This is a genomic window from Bacteroides sp. Phil13 (assembly GCF_001940965.1).
Taxonomy (GTDB): domain Bacteria; phylum Bacteroidota; class Bacteroidia; order Bacteroidales; family Bacteroidaceae; genus Bacteroides; species Bacteroides intestinalis.
Map to the genome: position 1 here is coordinate 16201 of NZ_MSHA01000083.1, position 21585 is coordinate 37785.

The window sequence follows — 21585 nt, forward strand, 5'->3', positions numbered from 1 at the left end:
TTGTTAATCATTATTGTTGTTAAAAAGTAACTCCCAAAGTCCACGTCAGCTCATGGCGTTGACTCCCTTCCAAATATTCCACGTCGAATGCTTTAGTCATGGCGTAGCGGATAGAAGTATATCCTTTCATACCTTTTGCACCTATTGCATGCGCGTATTTGAAGCCGATTTCCCCTTTCAGCCGTTTGCAGGTAAGGTATTCAAATTCTTGGTGCAGAAACGTATCCATACTTTTGGGGGCGGACTGGCTCTCCGACGGAGTGGCATAGGTTCCGTCTTTTAGGGCGTTTCCATTACCCAAAACGTATGTTCCGCCTAAATATAGACTATACATATCTTTTGAGTGACATATGTTGCGTTCACCTGACAAATGAAATGTTGTGGAGGTGATATCCTGTTTCCGGTAATACGGATACATAGAAGCTGTAAGTTCTCTGCTGAAATAAGAAAAGCTGCCTTTTGCCACCCATGCAGGACATCCGTCTGTTACCAAAAAGTTGCCTCTATATTCAGCACTCAGATTCAAAGTGGTCTTGTCTGTGGTATCCAGCGTTCCGTAATAATCTACATTATTGATACCTCCACCTTCATTGTTATACCGATAAATATTCTCGAAATTGTTCAATGTTTCTTGTTGGAAATCAATGTGCAGGGAATGCAAATTTTTCCGTTCTTGTAAAGTTAGTGTTCCGTTATACGACAGTATATCAGACTCATGTTCGCTATAAACTACCGTGGCAGGAGATTTCTTACCATAATATCCACTACGTGATTTATAGGCAAATTCATTAAAGAATTGAAGTTTTGGAAGAATGTGCCATTTCAATTGTAAGGCTCCTCCATGATATTCATTGAACAATGGTTTTTCTTCACCCTCTTTTGTATATCCGTTTTCTCCGAACTGTTCCATAACCCCGAAGAAACTACCGTAACTGATCAGTGAATTATATATCTGGTCAGTAGTGCCATACATGTCCAGTAACAGTCCCTCCGTACTTCGGCGATAATAATAGTTTGCCCCCAACTCAATTTGTTTGTTGAGTAGATAACTTACTCCGACAGTCACATTCATATCAAGTAGTTTGTTGACATGACGCAAGTCCTTTTGCTTGGCATAATTGGCAGCAGTGTAATCTACCTTTCCTCCGATCGTTATCTTTTTTGAGAGGTCGGCACTGACGGCTCCTACCAGATGATAGTTTTCCAGCTTTTTATCTCCCCGATTTTCATCGGTATATTCTACGATGTCGAAAGGAGTATTCTTCGGATTGATAAAATATGAACCACTCATGTTTTTGCCCGCAAAGTTACGGTAGTCTACTTTCCCGTAGAATACTACTTTGGAATTGAGACGATAGAATGACTCCACCTGAGCACCGAATTCCAAGCTATTGTCCGACTGGAAATAATCAATAAATCCTCCGTTCTGTTTATCTACGTATACCTCTGCTGTAGTGATACGAGGGATAGACAGTGTATGTAGTCCGGCGGCATTCTCACTATTAAGCCAGGCTTCCGATTGCTTGATATACGGAAGATTCTTCCAGCCAATAGAGTCGGAATATTGCACTGCAAAGACGGAGCAGATAGCTCCGCTAAGCAGTGTGAATAGGAGTATTCTTTTATTTATAAGCATCAATACTGGGCTGTTTTCGTAGTTTAATTGTTTAAGAGAGGCAGTTTTAATCTCTCAAAGAAGCTTGTTTACGCTGGTGGAAATCATTTGTCGAATTATTCGTATCCTGGTAAATGATACGTGCTCCATTCTTCAGAGATGCCTCGGCGTCTATACCACTTGGATCAGTGCTTCCATCTGTTCCATAATTATAGCTGTAAACCAGTTTACCACTATTTCCTTCCACTGCTTCGGTAGCTTGTTTGTCTACGTTACGGTATGAAGTGTAGCCCTGTGCATTGGTCAGGACTGTGTATCCAGCATCAATAGCAGGCGTCAGGCGCTTTTGACTCTTGGCCAGTTGTGCCTGGCTGAAAACTTCCACTGCATCCAGTATCCAGTCTGTAGGAACTTTTGTGCAACGGTAAACAGCATTACCTTCTTTATCGGCTGTGTAATGATAATCTGTGTTGCTGGCGAAGACCTCAGGAGTGACATCGTGAGTCGAGAAAATGAAGAATGCGGGAGACTGGTTGCTCAATACCCATGCTGTTCCTTGCCCATATTTATAAGCTGTAAAATAGTTTGCAGTAGGAATACTCTCTGAAGGAGTGGGGTAATAGTTTGTCTGACTAAAGTCTTCAATATCATATGTACAATAATCTGCAGTGCTTAAATTCACAGAGTTAGAGTAAGTCAATGTGTGGTTGATGGCTCCGTTCAGAGCTATAACTACTTGTTTCCCGGCTTCGATGGTTAAGTTTCTGGGCAAATACCAGATTCCACATCCGGCAGGAATATAGTTGTCGTTGGCATAGGATAGTACTCCGTCTTTATAATCGTTGATTGTAGAGTTTGCGTTGTATGGGTTGACCATTCCTAAGCAGAAGTTTCCCAACGTGGCAGCCTGTTCTGAATTGTTATATAGTATAACATACTTGTCATATTGATAATTTCCGGAACCGTCATCTTTCTGACATCCGCCTACATACAACTCTTTGATAATAACTTGTCCTGATTTGGATTCTGTTAAGGCCACTTCTACGACACTGTCACCAGTCCACGTTTCCGTTACCGTGATGCCGCTTTTAACTCCGTTCAGTATAAAGGAGTAACCGTTTGAAGCGCGTTTTTCAGAGGCAGAAGCTTCATAGATACCTGCCGGTACAGTGAAAGCAGCCTTACCATTGGCATCGGTGGTAGCATCATAAGTAGTACCTGTACTTCCGGTTAACTTTACCGGAACTCCTTCTACTGCACTTAATTCACTTCCTGACGGATAAGCCAGTTGTACAGTCACCAGATAGGTTTTGTACACATCATTCTCATCGTCGCTGCACGCTGCGCAAAAGAGTAATACACTAAGAATTAGAAAAGCATACTTTTTCATTTTCATTTCTATTTTAATTAAACACTTATAATTTTAGTCTGATTGACAAACCGTAGTAGAACTGCGGAATGTATGAACTGTTGTAGAGTGATGATTCCTGATTGTTTTGTGATGATTTCACCCGTCCCATGTGGTTGAAGAAGTTATTTGCGTAGAATGAAATGGAGGCAAAATCTCCGATCTCTTTTGTCAGGTTAATGTTGGCGGAGAAATACGAGGAAATCTTGTTGGGGTTAAAATAGTAAGATGTACTCGATTTAGTTACGAGTTTTGCCAGCTCATTATATAACGCTGTGTCATTCTCCTTTGCCCATGCAAATTTCTCTGCAAAAGGTATCCGGGTATCCGGATCTTCCCACGTAGAGTAATAGAGCGGGTAAACAGCTACATATTTGTTTTTTCCGTAGATATCATAATCAGTACTAAAGTAATCTCCGGCATTCTCCAGGGCAAAGCCTCTACTTTCTCCGTTGCTGTATTCCGACAAATTCTTCTTATAATTATAGAAGGAACCTTCTATTCTCATAGAGAGGATCATTCGTATTTTGGGAATATGCGTTGTGATAGTCAGATTCATATTAAGCTGTTTAGACAAGCTGCCGTTAGAAACGGAAGCAGAAGTAGAAGAGGAAGTAGAGGTTATGGAGGAACCTCCATAATAACCCACATACTTATATGGGTTGCCATCAGCCATATTCGATGCTGAGCTTGGCATCCATGCAATCAGGTTTTCTTCTATACCTTTATAATAGTAATAATTTCCATCCAGGCGGACTGATGTTCTCAGCGCGGGGATTTGTGCGAAGTCAATAATCCAGTCGAGTCCCATTCTTTCTACCGGTGAACCGTTTCTATATTGGATGTTCGATTTGAATGTATTGCGGGTATTATAAGATAATTCCTGGCTTGGGTATGCACCTGTTTTATCTGTAACGGTAACGATACCTGTCTGCTGGTCAATACTGTAAACCCTGTTTGCCGAAGGAATTTCGCAATTATTCAGATGCTCTTGAGTTGTCAGATTATAAGAATAAGGTGTGTATACATTGGTACGCATGTATGGATTGTACGTTCTGTTCCGGAAAGCTGATACCGAGACCCTTGTTCCTTTGATGGTGGCTTCCATACCGATCTCTGCTTGTCGGGTATATTGCCACTTCAGGTCGGGGTTATAGATGGCTTTTGAGGGAATCGTGCTGTAAGCATAGAAAGTGGTTCCGTCACTCATAGTTCCGGGAGCAAAGGCCAGTTTATCCGAGTAAGAGGGTGATGGGTAAAGGACTTCAAATGAAGGTAGTTTTACGGATTTACCTACACCGCCATATACATTTAAATTGCTGACCCATTTATCTGCATTCTTCCATAATGTATATTGCGCATTGAAACGTGGAGAGAAACTATTTACTGTTCCGTATTCGGAGTTCTTGATATAGGTGATATCCGAACGTACTCCTGCTGTCAATTCCAGGGAAGAAGAATTTTCTCCGAGAGGAAGTATTATTCTATCTTCCAGATAGCCTGCTATATTATTAAGAAATGGCAATTCATCATAGCGATATTCACGCCAAGTAGGTGCATAGCGCATATCATCGTAATAGAGTCCCCGGCCTTTGTTACCGCTACTATTCAGTTCCGCCCCAAGCATGATTCTGTTGGAAATCTTTCCCCAACGTTTTGCCCAGTCGGCTTTTAGTTTCATTGCATAGCTGACAGGTTTGTTATCGGTATATGCCAGTTGATACCAGTATCCGGTAGGACTGAGGATAATTTCAGCATTTGGATTCTTATCATAGTTACTTGCTATGAAGTAGCCTTCCTGCGTACTATGAATAAGGGGCTGCGTGGATGCACTGCTTTTATTGGTATTTACTTTAGATAGCTTGTCTGAGTATGACATGGAGGCTGTCAGTGAGAGGTTGGTTATCCACGGTCTGTTCAACAGCCAGTTCAGTCCGATGTTTCCGCGAAAGGTGTAATCGCGTGTTTTTGTATAAGTATCTTTAAAAGCATCCGGGTCGGCTTCAGAATTGTAACCACCTATGTTTCCGGTAAAGCCCGCATTCAGTGAAAGTGGACGCTGGGCTTTCCGGTTCAGGGTATTAGAGTAAGTCAATGTTAAAGAATTGCGATCATAGGCAGTATGTGGAGAGGCCAAGTCAGAGGTTGACTTTGTGCGTTCCAAACTGGTATTAATTGTACCTGCTCTGTCTCCAAGCAAAAAGCCTTTACTTATAGCAATTTGTTTTGTTTTAGGTTGGGTGACCAATTCGATGATAAACGGTGTTTTCCCTTTCCGCGTATTTATTTTTACGATTCCGTTTGATAAATCTCCATATTCCACAGATGGGATTCCTGTAATGATTTCTACTGATTCAATGTTTGAAGAACCTATATTGCGCAGACCGACACCTTTTGTTTCACTCATCTCCGAGTTGTTTTGCAGGCGTACACCGTCTACTGTGATGGCAGTGCCGAAAGAAGCATTTCCCATTTCGCTGCTTCCGCTTCGTAGAGCGATACGTTCGTCAGAGCTTGCCAGATTCTGATCACCGGTTGATTTACCGCCCGGCAATAGAGTGCTGAGACTGCTGACATTTAATATTTGTGCATGATCCAAAGTGGCACGATCTATCGTATATGAAGTTGTTGGATCACTTATTTTTTTCTGTGCTGTAACCACCACTTCATTTAGCGTCAGATTATTTTCTTGTAGTGTGATTAGTAGGTCTTCGATGTTTTTCTGTACATCTATATCCAATGTCTGCGTAACGTATCCCAAATATTGTGCAGTGATTTTTACTTTGCCGACTGGTACTTGATTGATAGTGAACGCTCCTTTTTCATTACTAATGGCCCACAATTCGTATCCGGGCAAGTATACTGTAACGAACTCCATTGGAGACTTGTTCTTGTTATCAACAACCCGTCCCTTAATTGTATAATGCTGGCAGAATCCTGATTGTATAAAGCCTAAAGTGAAAAGAAAGAATAATATATATCTGTTAGCCATCGGGGATGTTATATTAAAACGGTAGTGCTACTACTATTTTTTTTGCAAAGGTAAAGAGATGTCGACAGGTAGGAAATCGCTATTTGTTGGTAATTTAGGGATGTCGTTGGGGGATGAAGTACTTATAAGTAGGTATTTAAGTTTCTGCAAGAAGATAGATGATAGGGTTGGGGCTAGAAACGACAAAAGCCGTTCCCCAGAATAGACAAGGAGGGAACGGCTTTTGTGGCAGTGTGCTTACTATTATTCAGCAGGCTGTGCAGGTGTTTCCGTTGCAGGAGTACCGTTGGCGGGAGCGTTGGCTGCGGGTTGTTCAGCTTTCGGTTCCTCTGCCTTTGGTTCTTCTGTTTTGGGTTCTTCCTTGGCAGGCTCAGCGGTTTTGGGCTCTTCAGCGTTTCCCGTTGCCGGTTGTTGCTGTTGAGTTTTCACCGGGTCCTGAGCGTTTGCCACGAAAGAACCACCACAAACAAACATAAACAGGGCTGCTACTAATACTAACTTTTTCATAATCATTTGCTTTTTTAGTTATACTAAATATATATATTATAGTTAAGAGTTTAGGTTTCCTTTTTTCAATTTAGGAAGCTTGACGCTTACGTAAAATATAGTTGCAAAGCTCGTGCCAGTGAGAAGGCTGATTGAACAAGTTGTTGATTATTAGTGCTATTGAAGATTTTGGAATCTGTGGCACAGTGTGGAATTGTGTGGAAAGTGTGGAATCAGGTGTGGAAAAATTCCACACTAAGGTACTCTGTTGCATACCAAGTCCGTATCAAGCCCGTACCAACACTGTACCAAGTCCGTGTCAAGTCCGTACCTATTCTAACTGTATAGATACGGAGTAGGTACGGACTTGATGCGGTTGGTATACGGTGCGAAGAGCCTTTTTAGCTCTCTATTTCGTAAAGTTTCAGTTTATTATACAGGGTTTTACGGTCTATACCCAATAGTTGAGCTGCCCGGCTTTTGTTATTTCCCGTTTGCCGTAATGCTTCGATTATCTGATGTTTTTCTGCTTCTTCATTACGTAATGGCAGACCTACGTGGGGATGAGTGATTTGCTGCAACTCGGTCAATTCTTTCAACGTAATAAGTTGGTCCTGCGCTAATAGGGTGGCACGGCGTACCACATTCTTCATCTGTCGCAGATTTCCCGGCCAGTGGTATTCCAGCAATGCCCGGGATGCTGCATCATCAAACCCGATCAACTGTTTATCCAGTTCCCGATTGGCTTGGTCGAGGAAGAAGTTGGCAAAGAGAAGGATGTCTTCTCTCCGGTCCTTGAGTTCGGGCATGCGCAGAGTGAACTCATTGATACGGTGGAACAGATCCTGACGGAAAGTTCCTTTCTCGATGGCCTGTTCCAGATCTTCATTCGTAGCGGAAACCAGTCGCACATCTACAGTGATTTCTTTATTGGAACCTACCGGGCGGATTTTCCGTTCCTGCAAGGCACGTAACAGTTGTATCTGGACTTCGTAACTGAGATTGCCTATTTCATCGAGGAAGATGGTTCCTCCGTTGGCTGCAACAAAGGCTCCTGTTTTGTCTGTCAATGCTCCGGTGAATGAACCTTTTACGTGTCCGAAGAACTCCGATGCGGCAAGTTCTTTTGGGATGGAGCCACAGTCGATGGCAACGAAAGGCTGACCGGCACGCTTGCTGAGTTGATGGATACGGTGGGCTACATATTCCTTACCCGTTCCACTGGCACCATTGATCAGTACCGACATCGTGGTGGGGGCAACCAGTCTTACATAATTATAGAGTTGTTTGGCTGCATCACTCTCTCCTTCCAGATAGTCGGAAGACGGAGTGCCGCCTGCATTTTTCTGATGGGTACTTTCTCCTTTCCCGAAACTGGGGGCTTGTCTGGGAGAAGCAGCGGGTTGTTTCACAGCCTCACTGATTTTCTTTAGAAGTTCGTCCGGATTTACAGGCTTGGCAACGTAGTCGCTGGCACCTAATTTCATAGCTTGCACCGCCGATTGTATATCGGCATAGCTTGTCATCATGATGAGCGGAATGGACAGACCTTGCTCTCCCAACCACTTCAACAGGTCGATGCCGTCCTTGTCGGGCAGACGCAGGTCGGACAAAATCAAGTCGGCACCCTCTGTTTCCAAATGTTTCTGGGCGCGGGCGATACTGCTGACGGAAGCTACCTGAAAGCCTTTTTTGCCTAACCAGGTCTTCAGCATCATACCGTAAGTAATGTCGTCTTCAACGATGAGTATAGATTTCATTGCCTTATCTTTTGTCTCTTTTAAGACACAAAGGTAAACCGATTTGTCTGAAAATCGTATATTTGCAAACTTAATTTAAATAAAAAGCGTTATGAAGAGGAATTTCATTGTATTATTAACCATACTGATTTGCAGCGTTACAGCCTGCCAATCGGGACAAAAGAAAGATAGAAACATGGATCAGGAAACTAAATTGAAGATCGAAACAACTGCGGGTGACATTATCGTGAAACTGTATAATGAGACGCCGCAACATCGTGATAACTTCATCAAACTGGCGGAAGAGGGTACATACGAAGGTACATTGTTCCACCGTGTCATCAAGGATTTTATGATACAGGCAGGTGACCCTGACTCAAAGAATGCTCCGAAAGGAAAGATGCTGGGTGCAGGTGATGTAGGTTATACGATTCCGGCTGAGTTCGTTTATCCGAAGTATTTTCATAAGAAAGGTGCATTGTCTGCTGCGCGTCAGGGTGACAATGTGAATCCGGAGAAGGAATCGTCGGGTTGCCAGTTCTACATTGTGACGGGTAAAGTGTATAATGACACTACGTTGCTGGGCATGGAGAACCAGATGAACCAGAATCGTCTGACTACTGTGTTCAATGCTTTGGCACAAAAACACATGAAGGAAATCTATAAGATGCGTAAGGAAAATGACCAGGATGGTCTGATGAACTTGCAGGATACACTGTTTGCACAGGCTGAGGCGGAAGTTGCCAAGCAACCGGAATTCCACTTTACACCGGAGCAGGTGAAGGCTTATACTACGGTAGGTGGTACTCCGCACCTGGATGGTGAATATACTGTGTTCGGCGAAGTGATTGAAGGCATGGATATAGTAGATAAGATACAGCAGGTAAAAACGGACCGTAGCGACCGCCCGGAAGAGGATGTGAAGATTACGAAGGTGGTGGTGTTGGACTAAAGTCTTGTCTGTTCAAATCTGTAGGGTTTGAATGAAATGATTTGTGGACTATCCGTCATTCTGAGCGTAGTCGAAGAATCTCTTCCCCTGCTGTATAGCGCAGCCTTATGTTAAGGGAGTAGATCCTTCGACAAGCTCAGGATGACAGGTAGTACTGCTTAATCATTTGCCTCATTACTGCACCAGAAAGGAATCATTTCCTCCTCTGTCAGCTTAAACTCCTGATCTTATGAAGATAAATAAATATAGTCTTAATAACGGACTGCGTCTGGTACACTGCGAAGACCTCAGTACTCAGATGGTAGCACTGAACATCGTTTATGATGTAGGTGCCCGGGACGAACATCCCGAACATACTGGCTTTGCCCATTTGTTCGAACATCTGATGTTTGGCGGTTCTGTGAATATACCCGACTATGATGCCCCTTTGCAGTCGGCAGGTGGCGAAAACAATGCCTGGACGAACAATGACATTACAAACTATTACCTCACTGTTCCCAAATCGAATGTAGAGATTGGCTTCTGGTTGGAGTCCGACCGTATGATGGAACTGGCATTCAGTGAACAAAGCCTTGAAGTGCAGCGCGGTGTGGTCATGGAGGAGTTCAAACAGCGTTGTCTGAACCAGCCTTACGGAGATGTGGGACATCTTATCCGTCCGTTGGCTTATGAGGTGCATCCGTACCGCTGGCCTACCATCGGAAAGGATTTATCGCATATTGAACAAGCTACACTGGAGGAAGTGAAGTCATTCTTCTACCGCTTTTATGCACCTAATAATGCTGTACTTGCCGTTACCGGAAATATATCGTGGGAAGAAACTGTCCGATTGACAGAAAAGTGGTTTGGCCCGATTCCCCGCAGGGATGTGCCTGTGCGACAATTGCCGCAGGAACCCGTACAGACAAAGGAACGCAGGCAGGTGGTGAAACGGCCTGTCCCCCTGGATGCGCTGTTTATGGCTTATCACATGTGTAGTCGCGAGCATCCTGACTATTATGCTTTTGATATCCTTTCAGATATCCTTAGTAACGGACGTTCCAGTCGCTTGAACCGGCGGTTGGTGCAGGAACAGAAATTGTTCTCCGGCATAGACGCTTATATTTCGGGTACGCGTGATGCGGGATTGCTGCATATCAGTGGAAAGCCATCAGCCGGAGTATCACTGGAACAGGCTGAGGCCGCTGTACGCAAAGAGTTGCAGGAGTTACAGCAAGTGGCGATAGAAGAACAGGAATTGGAGAAAGTAAAGAATAAGTTTGAATCCACCCAGATATTCGGGAATATCAATTACCTGAATGTAGCCACAAATCTGGCATGGTTCGAATTGGCCGGACAGGCAGAGGATATAGACCGTGAGGTAGAACGGTATCGCGCAGTGACGGCAGTGCAGCTGAAGGCAGTTGCACAAGAGACTTTCCGTGAGGAAAACTCGGTGGTATTATATTATGAGAAAGATAAATGAATAGATTAATTGCTATATACAAGGGGCATTATAAAGCCCTCTTTTACTTAGGACTTCCCATCGTTATCGGCCAGATGGGTGTCATTGTTCTCGGATTTGCCGATACTCTGATGGTGGGACACCACAGTACGGCCGAGTTGGCAGCTGCTTCTTTCACCAATAATCTTTTTACACTTTGCATTATTTTCAGTACCGGTTTCTCTTATGGACTGACGCCTGTGGTGGGTGAGTTCTACGGTAACCGTCGTTTCATGGAGGCCGGACAAGCTTTGCGCTCAAGTCTGCTTGCCAATGTTTTGGTAGCGCTGTTGCTGACACTTATTATGACTGTCGTCTATTTCTGTGTGGAATACATGGGGCAACCCGAAGAACTGATTCCCTTGATAAAACCCTATTTCCTGATTCTGTTAGCATCCCTGGTATTTGTTATGCTATTTAATGGCTTCAAGCAATTTACGGATGGCATCACCCAAACACAGACAGCCATGTGGGTGCTTCTTGGTGGAAATGCATTGAATATCATAGGTAACTATATATTGATTTACGGAAAGTTCGGCTTTCCGGAATTGGGGTTGTTGGGCGCGGGTATCAGTACCCTGTTCTCGCGTATTGTTATGGTCATTGTTTTTACACTGGTTGTTTTCCGTAGTCGCAGATTCTTAAGATATAAGGCGGGGTTCTTCCGTTTGGGATGGTCGAAACAAATGTTCAGGAGACTGAATGGACTTGGATGGCCGGTCGGCTTGCAGATGGGCATGGAGACGGCTTCATTCAGTCTCAGCACGATTATGGTCGGTTGGTTGGGAACCATTGCTTTGGCATCACATCAGATTATGCTTACTATTTCTCAGTTCACCTTTATGATGTTTTACGGGATGGGGGCGGCGATTGCCGTTCGTGTCAGTAACTTCAAGGGGCAGAACGATATGGTGAATGTCCGCCGTTCAGCATATGCCGGTTATCACCTCATCTTGGCAATGGCGGTGGTGCTTCTGAGTATTGTGTTTCTGTTGCGCAATCAGGTTGGGGGCTGGTTTACAGATAGCGTGGAGGTTTCTGCCATGGTATCTTCTTTGTTCCTTCCATTCCTGGTTTACCAGTTTGGTGACGGATTGCAAATCAGCTTTGCCAATGCCCTGCGTGGTATCGCAGACGTAAAACCGATGATGTTCATTGCATTTATTTCCTATTTTGTTATATCTTTGCCTGTAGGATACTTATGCGGTTTCGTGCTGGGTTGGGGTACGGTCGGCGTATGGATGGCTTTCCCATTCGGACTGACGAGTGCAGGCATTATGCTTTGGCTGCGTTTCCGTTATAAAACGAGATGAAGGAAAGTGATACTATCACCCTATCACTATAATATATAAATATGAATAATGTCTCCAAGAAGAAGATAGCTGCCGGTTATGTGGTCCTGTTGGCAGTCTTGCTTTATTCCCTGTTCTTCGTGCACCGGGAAATGGAGAATCTTATGAGCTCGGATAATAGTGATATCCTGCGTACGGATAGCCTGATAGGGCTTTTGCGGGAAAAAGATGCTAATACGGTCCGCTTGCTGCGTACGCTGAGCGAAGCTAATGACAGCATGATTTCTGCTCGGGAGGTGGAGCAGATTATAGCCGAGCAGGATACCATTATCACCCAACAGCGTGTGCAACGTCGTGTTACTGCCCGTCGTGATACCGTTGTGACTCAACCTAAGAAGAAAGGTTTCTTCCGTCGTCTGGGGGAAGTCTTCGTTCCACCACGCAAAGATTCTGCTGTTCAGGTACAAACTACCCTTGAAGTTGCTACGGATACTGTGCTTGATGCTTATAATCCTGTTGATTCACTGCACGCAAAATTACGTACCGTTGCCCAGCAAAGGAAAGCGGCCAATAGTGTGATGCAGCGTCGTAAGCGAACTTTGCAACGCCTTGATCATGTGTTGAGTGCCCGTATTGACAGTCTTTTGAAGGGATATGAACAGGAAACTCTGCTGCGTGCCCGTGAAGAGGCCGAGTATCAGAAAGCGGTACGACATCGTTCTGCTACGATTATTTCAGGCATTGCTGCGGGGGCTGTTGCGTTGTCCGTTATCTTTCTTGTCATGATCTGGCGGGATGTTACTCGTAGTAACCGCTATCGGCGTCAGTTGGAAGAAGCTAACCGCTTCGCCGAAGAGTTGCTTGCCTCTCGCGAAAAGCTGATGCTTGCCATTACCCACGATTTCAAAGCTCCCTTAGGTTCTATCATGGGGTATGCAGATTTGCTCTCCCGGCTCACTGTTGACGGACGGCAACGCTTCTATCTCGACAACATGAAAACCTCCTCGGAGCATCTGCTGAAACTGGTTACCGATTTGCTCGATTTTCATCGCCTCGACTTGCATAAAGCTGAGATAAACCGTGTTACTTTCCATCCTGCACGCCTGCTGGAAGAAATATACGTCAGCTTTGAACCGCTGACTTCTGCCAAAGGATTGTCTTTGAAATGTGAGATAGATCCCGAACTGAAAGGAACTTTCATCAGTGACCCTTTACGCTTGCGTCAGATTGTCAATAACTTGCTTTCGAATGCAGTGAAGTTCACTTCGGAGGGTGGCATCACGCTGACTGCCAGCTTTGTGCCGAAAGGTGATCCGGCTTTCTCCGGAAATCACTTGAAGCTTTCTGTTATCGATACGGGAAAGGGGATGGAGCCCGGTGATCGTGAACGTATCTTCCAGGAGTTTACCCGTTTGCCGGGAGCACAGGGAGAGGAAGGATTCGGCTTGGGATTATCTATTGTCCGTATGTTGGTGCAACTGCTGGAAGGGCGTATCGAAGTAGATAGTGTGCTCGGAAAGGGGAGTACGTTTACGTTGCGGATACCTTTGTATCCGGTGGCTTTGAATGATACTTCCGAAGTGAATGAACAGAAGAATGAAAATTCATCCTCTTCACCTGCTCAAACTCCTGCTTTGCATATCCTCTTGATTGATGACGACCGTATCCAGCTCACTCTCACTTCTGCTATGCTTGCACAGAGTGGCATCACTTCTGTTGCTTGTCTGCAATTGGATGAATTATTGGAAGCCCTCCGTACCGATACTTTCGATGTATTGCTCACTGATGTGCAAATGCCCGCCATGAATGGTTTCGACTTGCTGAACCTGTTGCGTGCTTCAAATATTCCGCAAGCTAAGACTATACCTGTGATTGCTGTAACTGCCCGTAGTGATATGCAACGTGAAGAGTTTTTAAAACATGGTTTTGCCGGAAGCTTGCACAAACCATTTATGGTGAATGAACTGTTGGCAGAATTGGATATTGAAAAGAGAGAAACAGGTCTTGTTACTCCACAGAATCATATAGGAACGAATGCTGTACAGACCGATAAGGTTGCAACTGAAGCTGTTCCTGCTTCTGCATTAAATTTCTCTGCTCTCACTGTTTTCTCAGGTGATGATCCTGATGCGGCAAAATCTATTCTGGAAAGTTTTGTCACAGAAACACGCCTGAATGCTGATCGCTTGCGACAGGCATTAGATGTTGAAGATACAGACGGCATTGCCGCCATGGGGCATAAGATGCTTCCCTTGTTTACTTTACTGGGAGCTAACGAACTTGTTGCTTTATTGAAAGAGCTTGAAGCCTCACGCGGGGAAGTATTCAGTGAAAAGATAAAAGAGAAATCTTTCTCAGCACTCGCTCAGATTGAAGATATCGTAGTACAGGTAGAGGAATAAATAGCCTTTTTGTCTTCTACATCAACCAAATGTCGTTAGAATTTGTTTACTTTGTAACGATTTAAACACTGACTATCGATTGACGTCCTAATGAGAAGAAAATGGTTGAAATGGGTGGTGTGGATACTGCTCACCCCTATCATATTGTTTGTAATACTGATGGTATTGCTTTATATCCCTCCCGTACAGAACCTGATACGGAAGCAAGCCACTGCCATCGCATCCGAGGCAACGGGTATGGATATATCTGTTGAGCGCATCGACCTCCGCTTTCCGCTGAACCTGCTGGTACGCGGTGTGCAGGTCATTCAGCCTATACAGGCAGATAAACAAATTTCCTCTGTTCCCGGCGACTCCCTTGCCGTGAAACAGGTTTCCGATACCCTGCTGACACTGGAAAGCCTGAACGTGCGCGTGCAGGCATGGCCGCTGATACGCGGAAAAGTAGAACTGGACGAGGTTACTGTGAACGGAGTTTTCCTAAACTCTGCCGATCTGATAGAGGGTATTCGTGTACGTGGTGTGTTGGGGCGTTTCTTCCTCGAAAGTCACGGTGTAGACCTGAAGAAAGAAGATGCTATTATCAACCGCGTGGAACTGAGTGATACTCATATGCTCGTTGTAATGAACGACACTACCACTGCCGAACCGGATACCACGACTGCCGCCCTTAACTGGAAAGTGGCTTTACACAAGTTGGCATTGAAGAACGTTTCCGTTGATTTGCAAATGCCGCTGGATTCCATGCGTCTTGCTGCCCGTCTGGGTGATGCAGAGGTGGATGATGCGGTTGCTGACCTGGGCGGACAGATGTACGGTCTGAAGAAATTTGAATTGAGCAGTACTACGGTTAACTATGATGCGGGTAGCCAATTGCTCAGTGCCATTAATAGCCTGATAGATACCGGTAGTCTTGCGGCTACCGATAGCACCGGTGTGAAACCTGCCCCGGGCTTTGATGCTTCGCACATTGCCTTGCGGGATATTCGCATTGGAGTGGACTCCGTGCTTTATCATGGACGGAACATAAATGCCGTTATCCGGGAATTCTCCATGAACGAACGTTCCGGCCTGAGCATCACTTCACTGACGGGACGGGTATTTGCTGATTCCACTGTTATTCAGGTGCCTTCTTTAAAATTGCTTACCCCACACAGTGAAATGGATTTCACCGCCCAGACTTATTGGGAATTGGTAGAAATTCCCACTTCCGGACGACTCTCCGCCCGTTTCAATGCCCGCATCGGTAAGCAGGATGTAATGCTCTTTGCAGGTGACTTGCCTGATACATTCAAGGATGCATATCCTTTCCGCCCTCTTACCATCCGTGCCGGTACGGAAGGTAACTTCAAGCAGATGCAGATTTCCCGCTTCAATATCGACCTGCCGGGTGCTTTCACCTTGAATGGTGGTGGTGAGATTTGGAACCTCACCGACAGTTTGACGCGCAACGGAAGCATTGACTTTGATATCCGGACACAGAATCTGAATTTCCTTACCGGATTGACAGGTGTCACCCCCGACGGTTCTATTGTTGTGCCGGACAGTATGCACCTTGCTGCGCGACTTGGTTTGGATGGCCCCAATTATGATGCCAGCCTGAAATTGAAAGAACGCGAAGGGCTGTTGAATCTGCTGGCTCGTTACAACACTTCTACCGAAGCCTATCAGGCAGACCTTCATGTGGATGCCTTGCAAGTGCACCACTTCCTGCCTAAAGATTCTATCTATACCCTTTCGGCTAAGGTTGCCGCCAAAGGAAAAGGATTTGATCCTGCCAATCACCATACTGTGGCTGCTGTACAAGCTTCTCTCGGTGAATTACAATACGGACACTGGAATATTTCCGGCATTGACCTGACAGCCGGATTGAAATCCGCTCTTGCCACTGTACACATGACGAGCGACAATGCCCTGCTGAAGATGCAGGCGGATGCAGATATGCGTCTTGACCGTAAATACCTGGATGGCAAGGTGGCTATGAATGTGGAGAATGTCGGTCTGCATGAGTTAGGTATTTCTCCTAAACCATTGAAGCATCCTTTCGCTTTCACTCTCGGTGCCGAGGCACGCCATGACTCTATCAAGATGAACATGGATGCAGGCGACCTCGACTTTCAGTTCCGTGCCCGCAGTACCTTGCAGAAACTGATGGATCAGGGCACTGCCTTTGCCACACTTCTTACCCGGCAGATAGAATTGAAGCAACTCGACCATGCAGAATTACGGAAAGCACTGCCCTCAGCCGGTATGCAACTGAAAGCCGGTAAGCAGAATCCTGTCAGTTATTTCCTGGCAACCAAGGATATTTCTTTTGATGACTTTATATTGCGTTTTGGCGCCACACCCCGACGTGGTATCAACGGGCGAACTGCTATACATGGTCTGCGTATGGACTCCTTACAACTGGATACCATTTTCTTTGCTATCAGCCAGGACACTGCACGCATGAAGTTGCAGGGGGGTGTTATAAATGGACCAAAGAACCCTCAGTTTGTCTTCCGCAGTACACTGACGGGTGAAATCCGTAATGAAGATGCCGAACTTACCCTGAATTATGTGGATGCGAAGGGAGATACCGGACTCGATCTGGGTATCAATGCCCGTCCTTTGATAGAGGGCCGGGGTAGGGGTAATGGTATTGCCTTCCGCCTGACACCTGCCGAGCCTATCATTGCTTTCCAGAAGTTCCACTTTGTAGATAACAGCGACTGGATTTATCTGCACAAGAATATGCGCGTCTACGCTAATGTCGACATGGACAGTGAGGACGGACTCTGCTTCCGTATGCAGTCCGACCGGTCTGACACTGTCTCTTTACAGAATATAAATCTGGAATTAATCCGTTTCCGCTTGGATAAACTAAGTGGCATTCTGCCTTATATGCCCCGTATCACGGGACTTTTCTCTGCGGAAGCAAACTATATACAAACAGCAACCTCCCTGCAAGTTTCCGCTGAAGCCGATGTGGAAAAGCTGACTTACGAACGCCAGCCGGTAGGTAACATCGGACTGGGCGCCACATGGCTTCCGGGTGATAAAGGCACGCACTATCTGAATGCCTATTTCCGGTCGGGAGATCAGGAGGTGCTGACTGCCGATGCCGTATTAACTCAGAAGAACGGACGTGATTCGCTTGAAGTCAACACCACTTTCGAGCATTTCCCGCTTTCCCTTGCCAATGCCTTTATGCCCGATCAGGTCGTTACTTTCACAGGTGACATTGACGGTGGACTTTATATCAATGGAGATATGGAGAAACCAAAGATGAGCGGCGATCTTTCATTAGACAGTGTCTCTGTCTACGCCCGTCAGGCAGGTGCTCGCTACTGGTTCGACAATCGTCCGTTGAAGATAGAGAATAACCAGCTTATATTTAATAAGTTTGCTATATATACCACCAGTCGTAACCCCTTCACGATAGACGGAAACGTGGACTTCCGGAATATGGACCGACCGACAGCAAACCTGACCTTGCGTGCACAGAATTATACTCTGCTCGATGCACCCCGCACACGCGAGAGTATGCTTTACGGTAAAATCTTCGTGGACCTGAACGCTACCGTACGAGGTCCGCTGGATGGACTGACCATGCGCGGAAACATGAATCTGCTGGGTAATACGGATGTAACCTATGTGCTGACCGATTCGCCCTTGACAGTAGAAGACCGTTTGGGTGAACTCGTTACATTCACTTCCTTTACGGATACTACTTCGGTACAGGCAACGGAAGTTCCCACTATGTCGCTTGGCGGTATGGACATGTTGATGTCTGTGCATATTGATGATGCCGTACGCTTACGTGCCGATCTCAGCCCTGACCGCAGCAGCCGTGTGGAATTGGAAGGTGGAGGTGACCTGAATCTGCAATATACTCCGCAAGGCGATCTCACATTGTCCGGTCGCTATACGCTGATCGGTGGTATGATGAAATATGCCCTGCCCGTTATTCCTCTGAAAGAGTTCCAGTTTGTCAACGGAAGCTATGTGGACTGGACGGGTAATCCGATGAACCCTTCGCTCAACCTGACTGCTACGGAGCGTGTCCGCGCTTCCGTATCCGATGGTGATGACGGTGGTTCGCGTATGGTGAACTTCGACGTTTCCATCAGCATCAAGAATCGTTTGGAGAACCCTGATTTGAGTTTTAATCTGAGTGCCCCTGAAGATGCCACTGTGCAGGGTGAGCTGGCAGGAATGAGCGCCGATGAACGAAGCAAGCAGGCCATCACCATGCTTGCCACCGGTATGTATCTTTATAACAGCGGAAAAGGTGGTGGTTTAACCATGGGTTCCGCACTGAACAGTGTGCTGCAAAGCCAGATTAATTCACTGACCGGGAACCTGAAGAATGCTTCCCTCAGTGTGGGTATTGAAGACCGTACTGCCGCCGAAACGGGCGATAAACAGACGGATTACAGTTTCCGCTATTCGCAGCGTTTCTTCAATGATCGTGTACAGATCATTATCGGTGGAAAAGTGTCCAGTGGCGCCAATGCAACGAATGACGTAGAATCGTTCATCGATAATATTTCTTTGGAATATCGTCTGGATAATAGTGGTACACGCTATGTCCGCGTATTCCACAACAAGAACTATGAAAGTGTGCTCGACGGTGAGATAACCGAGACAGGTGTCGGCCTTGTGCTTCGCCGGAAAATGGACCGCCTGAGTGAGCTGTTCATATTCAAGAGAAAGAAGAAAGTAGAACCTGTAAGCGAATAGTGTAAAAGAAATAGCAATAGTATGATGCCTCTCGAATCATTCTCAGTTCTCCTCCTCCCGGGAGGAGGAGTACCCGAAGGGGGAGGTGGTAGGCACATACATAAATTCTTAATACATAGAAGAATAAAATGAAGAAACTTGTATATATACTCCTTGCAACCCTGCTTCTGGCAGCCTGCTCCACTACTAAGCACCTGCCTGAAGGCGAAGTGCTCTACACCGGTCAGAAGCCGATGATTGTAGAGAACCGCTCCGATACCAAGGTAGGCGAGACCGCTATGGAAGAAGTGGAAGCCGCCCTTGCCAAAGCCCCCAATAACTCTCTGCTCGGTAGTTCCGAATACCGCATTCCTTTCCCTTTCGGACTGTGGGTGTACAATGGTTTTGGAAAGTACAAGAAAGGTTTCGGAAAGTGGATATTCAACCGCTTTGCCGCTACTCCCGTGCTCATATCCTCCGTTAATCCGGACATCCGACAGAAAGTAGCGACAAATATCCTGCACGATTATGGGTACTTTAATGGTACAGTAAGCTATCAAACTTTCGTTAATCCCAAGGACAGTCTGAAAGCCAAGTTGCAATACACGGTCGATATGCGCAACCCGTACTTTATTGATACCGTTTATTATAGGGGATTCAACAGTACCACCATGCAGATTATCAACCTCGGTCGCCGTCGCTCCCTGATCAGCCCGGGTGAACAGTTCAATGTTACCGATCTTGATGGTGAGCGTACCCGCATCAGCGGCCTGCTGCGTAATATGGGGTATTACTATTTTCGCCCTGACTATCTGACTTACCAGGCTGATACAACCCTCGTTCCCGGTGGGCACGTCAGCCTGCGCATGATCCCCGTTCCCGGTATGCCGAAGGATGCCGAACGTCCTTTCTTCGTAGGTAAAACCAATTTCTACCTCCAAGGGCCACAAGGACAAATGCCCAATGACAGTCTCTACTACAAGACTTTTTGGATACACTATTACGATAAACTGAAGATACGTCCCAATATGCTTCACCGTTGGCTGAACTACCAAGGTTATCAACGGAAACGGCAGGAACTGGACAAGGGAGGTATGCGCCGTCGTCCGGAAAAGTTGTATAGCCAGTATCGGCAAACACGTATCCAGGAGCGTCTGGCAAGTGTAGGTATTTTTCGTTATCTGGAGATGCAGTACACGCCCCGCGATACAGCGCTCGTTTCCGATACGTTGGACGTGAATATCCGTGCTATGCTGGATAAACCGTATGATGCCGAACTGGACTTCAATGTTACGATGAAAAGTAATAACCAGACCGGCCCCGGTGCCGCCTTCACCGTAACGAAGAACAACGTCTTCGGCGGTGGTGAAACCTGGAATGTGAAAGTAAACGGCTCTTATGAATGGCAGACGGGTAAGAACAGCAGTTCGCTGATGAATAGTTACGAGTTGGGCTTATCTTCTGCACTTACCTTTCCGCGTATCGTCTTTCCCCGGATGGGTACCAAGGAATATGACTTCCCGGCTTCCACTACCTTCCGTGTCTATATAGACCAGATGAACCGTGCCAAGTACTATAAACTGCTTGCGTTCGGTGGAAACGTTACGTATGACTTTCAGCCTGTGCCTACCCGGAAACACAGTATCACGCCCTTCCAATTGACATTTAACGTGTTGCGTAATCCGACTGCGGCTTTTGAGGAAATACAAGCTCAGAATCCGGCCCTTTACATCAGCCTCCGTAATCAGTTTATTCCTAAAATGGAATATACATACACTTATGATAATGCTTCTCTCCGCACAGTCCGTAACCCCATTTGGTGGCAGACTACATTCGGCTCTGCCGGTAACCTGACCTCTTTGGTTTACAAGGCATTCGGACAGTCGTTCAGCAAAGAAGATAAGAAACTGCTGGGAGTTCCTTTCGCACAATTCCTGAAGCTGAATTCGGAGTTCCGTTATCATTACAGGATAGATAAGAACCAGATGATTGCTTCCCGTATTGCAGGAGGATTTATCTGGTCCTATGGAAATGCGACGACTGCACCATATACCGAACAGTTCTACATAGGTGGTGCCAACAGTATCCGTGCCTATTCTGCACGCAGTATCGGCCCTGGTGGCTATCCACCCGATAAAGAGAAAAAGTATTCCTATATCAACCATGTGGGTGATATCCGTATGGAAGCAAACGTGGAATATCGTTTCCGTATTCTCGGCGATCTGCACGGAGCTGTCTTCCTCGATGCAGGTAATGTCTGGTTGATGCGTAAGGATGAAAACCGTCCCAATGGGCAACTGACGTTGAAGAATTTCCCGAAACAAGTTGCTTTGGGCACAGGTGCCGGTCTGCGCTACGACCTGGATTTCCTTGTATTCCGTTTCGACTGGGGTGTGGCACTGCATGATCCGTATGATACAGGAAAAAAGGGATATTATAATATTCCGAAGTTTAAAGATGGTATGGCATGGCATTTTGCTATCGGCTATCCGTTCTAACGGTGAGTTTTGTA

General features: G+C 45.8%; 11 protein-coding genes. 6 read left to right on the forward strand and 5 right to left on the reverse strand.

The genetic code is table 11. The features are described from left to right. Positions 1-19: 19 nt before the first annotated feature. The 5 genes from BWI44_RS15750 to BWI44_RS15770 form a co-directional block, all read right to left on the reverse strand. On the reverse strand, positions 20-1636 hold the full coding sequence (locus BWI44_RS15750) for a DUF6850 family outer membrane beta-barrel protein (RefSeq protein WP_286814975.1): 1617 nt from the start codon (positions 1634-1636) through the stop codon (positions 20-22). A gap of 46 nt (positions 1637-1682) precedes the next feature. Continuing rightward, complete coding sequence (locus BWI44_RS15755) at positions 1683-3005, reverse strand: DUF4876 domain-containing protein (protein WP_286814976.1); 1323 nt, start codon at positions 3003-3005, stop codon at positions 1683-1685. A gap of 25 nt (positions 3006-3030) precedes the next feature. Continuing rightward, the gene (locus tag BWI44_RS15760; RefSeq protein ID WP_117693109.1) at positions 3031-6015 is read right to left on the reverse strand and encodes a TonB-dependent receptor; all 2985 of its coding nucleotides are present in this window, start codon (positions 6013-6015) and stop codon (positions 3031-3033) included. Between the two features lie 243 nt (positions 6016-6258). Continuing rightward, a complete protein-coding gene (locus BWI44_RS15765) occupies positions 6259-6522 on the reverse strand; it encodes a hypothetical protein (RefSeq protein WP_044533176.1) in 264 nt (87 codons plus the stop codon). A gap of 380 nt (positions 6523-6902) precedes the next feature. Continuing rightward, positions 6903-8261, reverse strand: a complete 1359-nt coding sequence (locus BWI44_RS15770; protein WP_286814977.1) for a sigma-54-dependent transcriptional regulator — start codon at positions 8259-8261, stop codon at positions 6903-6905. 91 nt (positions 8262-8352) lie between these two features. Between BWI44_RS15770 and BWI44_RS15775 the strand changes: the two genes are divergently transcribed. From BWI44_RS15775 to tamL, 6 genes are all read left to right on the forward strand, one after another. Beyond that, positions 8353-9192: a peptidylprolyl isomerase gene (locus BWI44_RS15775; protein WP_117707959.1), complete on the forward strand. Its 840-nt coding sequence runs from the start codon at positions 8353-8355 to the stop codon at positions 9190-9192. Positions 9193-9421: 229 nt separating this feature from the next. Beyond that, positions 9422-10657 carry a M16 family metallopeptidase gene (locus BWI44_RS15780; RefSeq protein WP_286814978.1) on the forward strand — a complete coding sequence of 412 codons (1236 nt, stop codon included), beginning with the start codon at positions 9422-9424 and terminating at the stop codon, positions 10655-10657. After that, positions 10654-11988, forward strand: coding sequence for an MATE family efflux transporter (locus BWI44_RS15785; protein WP_286814979.1), 1335 nt, complete (start codon positions 10654-10656; stop codon positions 11986-11988). Before BWI44_RS15780 ends, BWI44_RS15785 begins: the two co-directional genes overlap by 4 nt. A gap of 41 nt (positions 11989-12029) precedes the next feature. Next, complete coding sequence (locus tag BWI44_RS15790; RefSeq protein ID WP_286814980.1) at positions 12030-14369, forward strand: ATP-binding response regulator; 2340 nt, start codon at positions 12030-12032, stop codon at positions 14367-14369. 90 nt (positions 14370-14459) lie between these two features. Next, positions 14460-19094, forward strand: a complete 4635-nt coding sequence (locus tag BWI44_RS15795) for a translocation/assembly module TamB domain-containing protein (protein WP_286814981.1) — start codon at positions 14460-14462, stop codon at positions 19092-19094. Positions 19095-19222: 128 nt separating this feature from the next. Then, the gene (tamL, locus tag BWI44_RS15800) at positions 19223-21571 is read left to right on the forward strand and encodes a translocation and assembly module lipoprotein TamL (protein ID WP_007667607.1); all 2349 of its coding nucleotides are present in this window, start codon (positions 19223-19225) and stop codon (positions 21569-21571) included. Positions 21572-21585: the final 14 nt, after the last annotated feature.

Excerpts from the sequence above, each read along its gene's own strand:
- BWI44_RS15760 (WP_117693109.1), bottom strand. The coding sequence starts at position 6,015 with ATGGCTAACAGATATATATTATTCTTTCTTTTCACTTTAGGCTTTATA.
- BWI44_RS15785 (WP_286814979.1), top strand. The coding sequence starts at position 10,654 with ATGAATAGATTAATTGCTATATACAAGGGGCATTATAAAGCCCTCTTT.
- BWI44_RS15795 (WP_286814981.1), top strand. The coding sequence starts at position 14,460 with ATGAGAAGAAAATGGTTGAAATGGGTGGTGTGGATACTGCTCACCCCT.
- BWI44_RS15765 (WP_044533176.1), bottom strand. The coding sequence starts at position 6,522 with ATGAAAAAGTTAGTATTAGTAGCAGCCCTGTTTATGTTTGTTTGTGGT.
- BWI44_RS15775 (WP_117707959.1), top strand. The coding sequence starts at position 8,353 with ATGAAGAGGAATTTCATTGTATTATTAACCATACTGATTTGCAGCGTT.
- tamL (WP_007667607.1), top strand. The coding sequence starts at position 19,223 with ATGAAGAAACTTGTATATATACTCCTTGCAACCCTGCTTCTGGCAGCC.
- BWI44_RS15780 (WP_286814978.1), top strand. The coding sequence starts at position 9,422 with ATGAAGATAAATAAATATAGTCTTAATAACGGACTGCGTCTGGTACAC.
- BWI44_RS15770 (WP_286814977.1), bottom strand. The coding sequence starts at position 8,261 with ATGAAATCTATACTCATCGTTGAAGACGACATTACTTACGGTATGATG.
- BWI44_RS15750 (WP_286814975.1), bottom strand. The coding sequence starts at position 1,636 with ATGCTTATAAATAAAAGAATACTCCTATTCACACTGCTTAGCGGAGCT.
- BWI44_RS15755 (WP_286814976.1), bottom strand. The coding sequence starts at position 3,005 with ATGAAAAAGTATGCTTTTCTAATTCTTAGTGTATTACTCTTTTGCGCA.
- BWI44_RS15790 (WP_286814980.1), top strand. The coding sequence starts at position 12,030 with ATGAATAATGTCTCCAAGAAGAAGATAGCTGCCGGTTATGTGGTCCTG.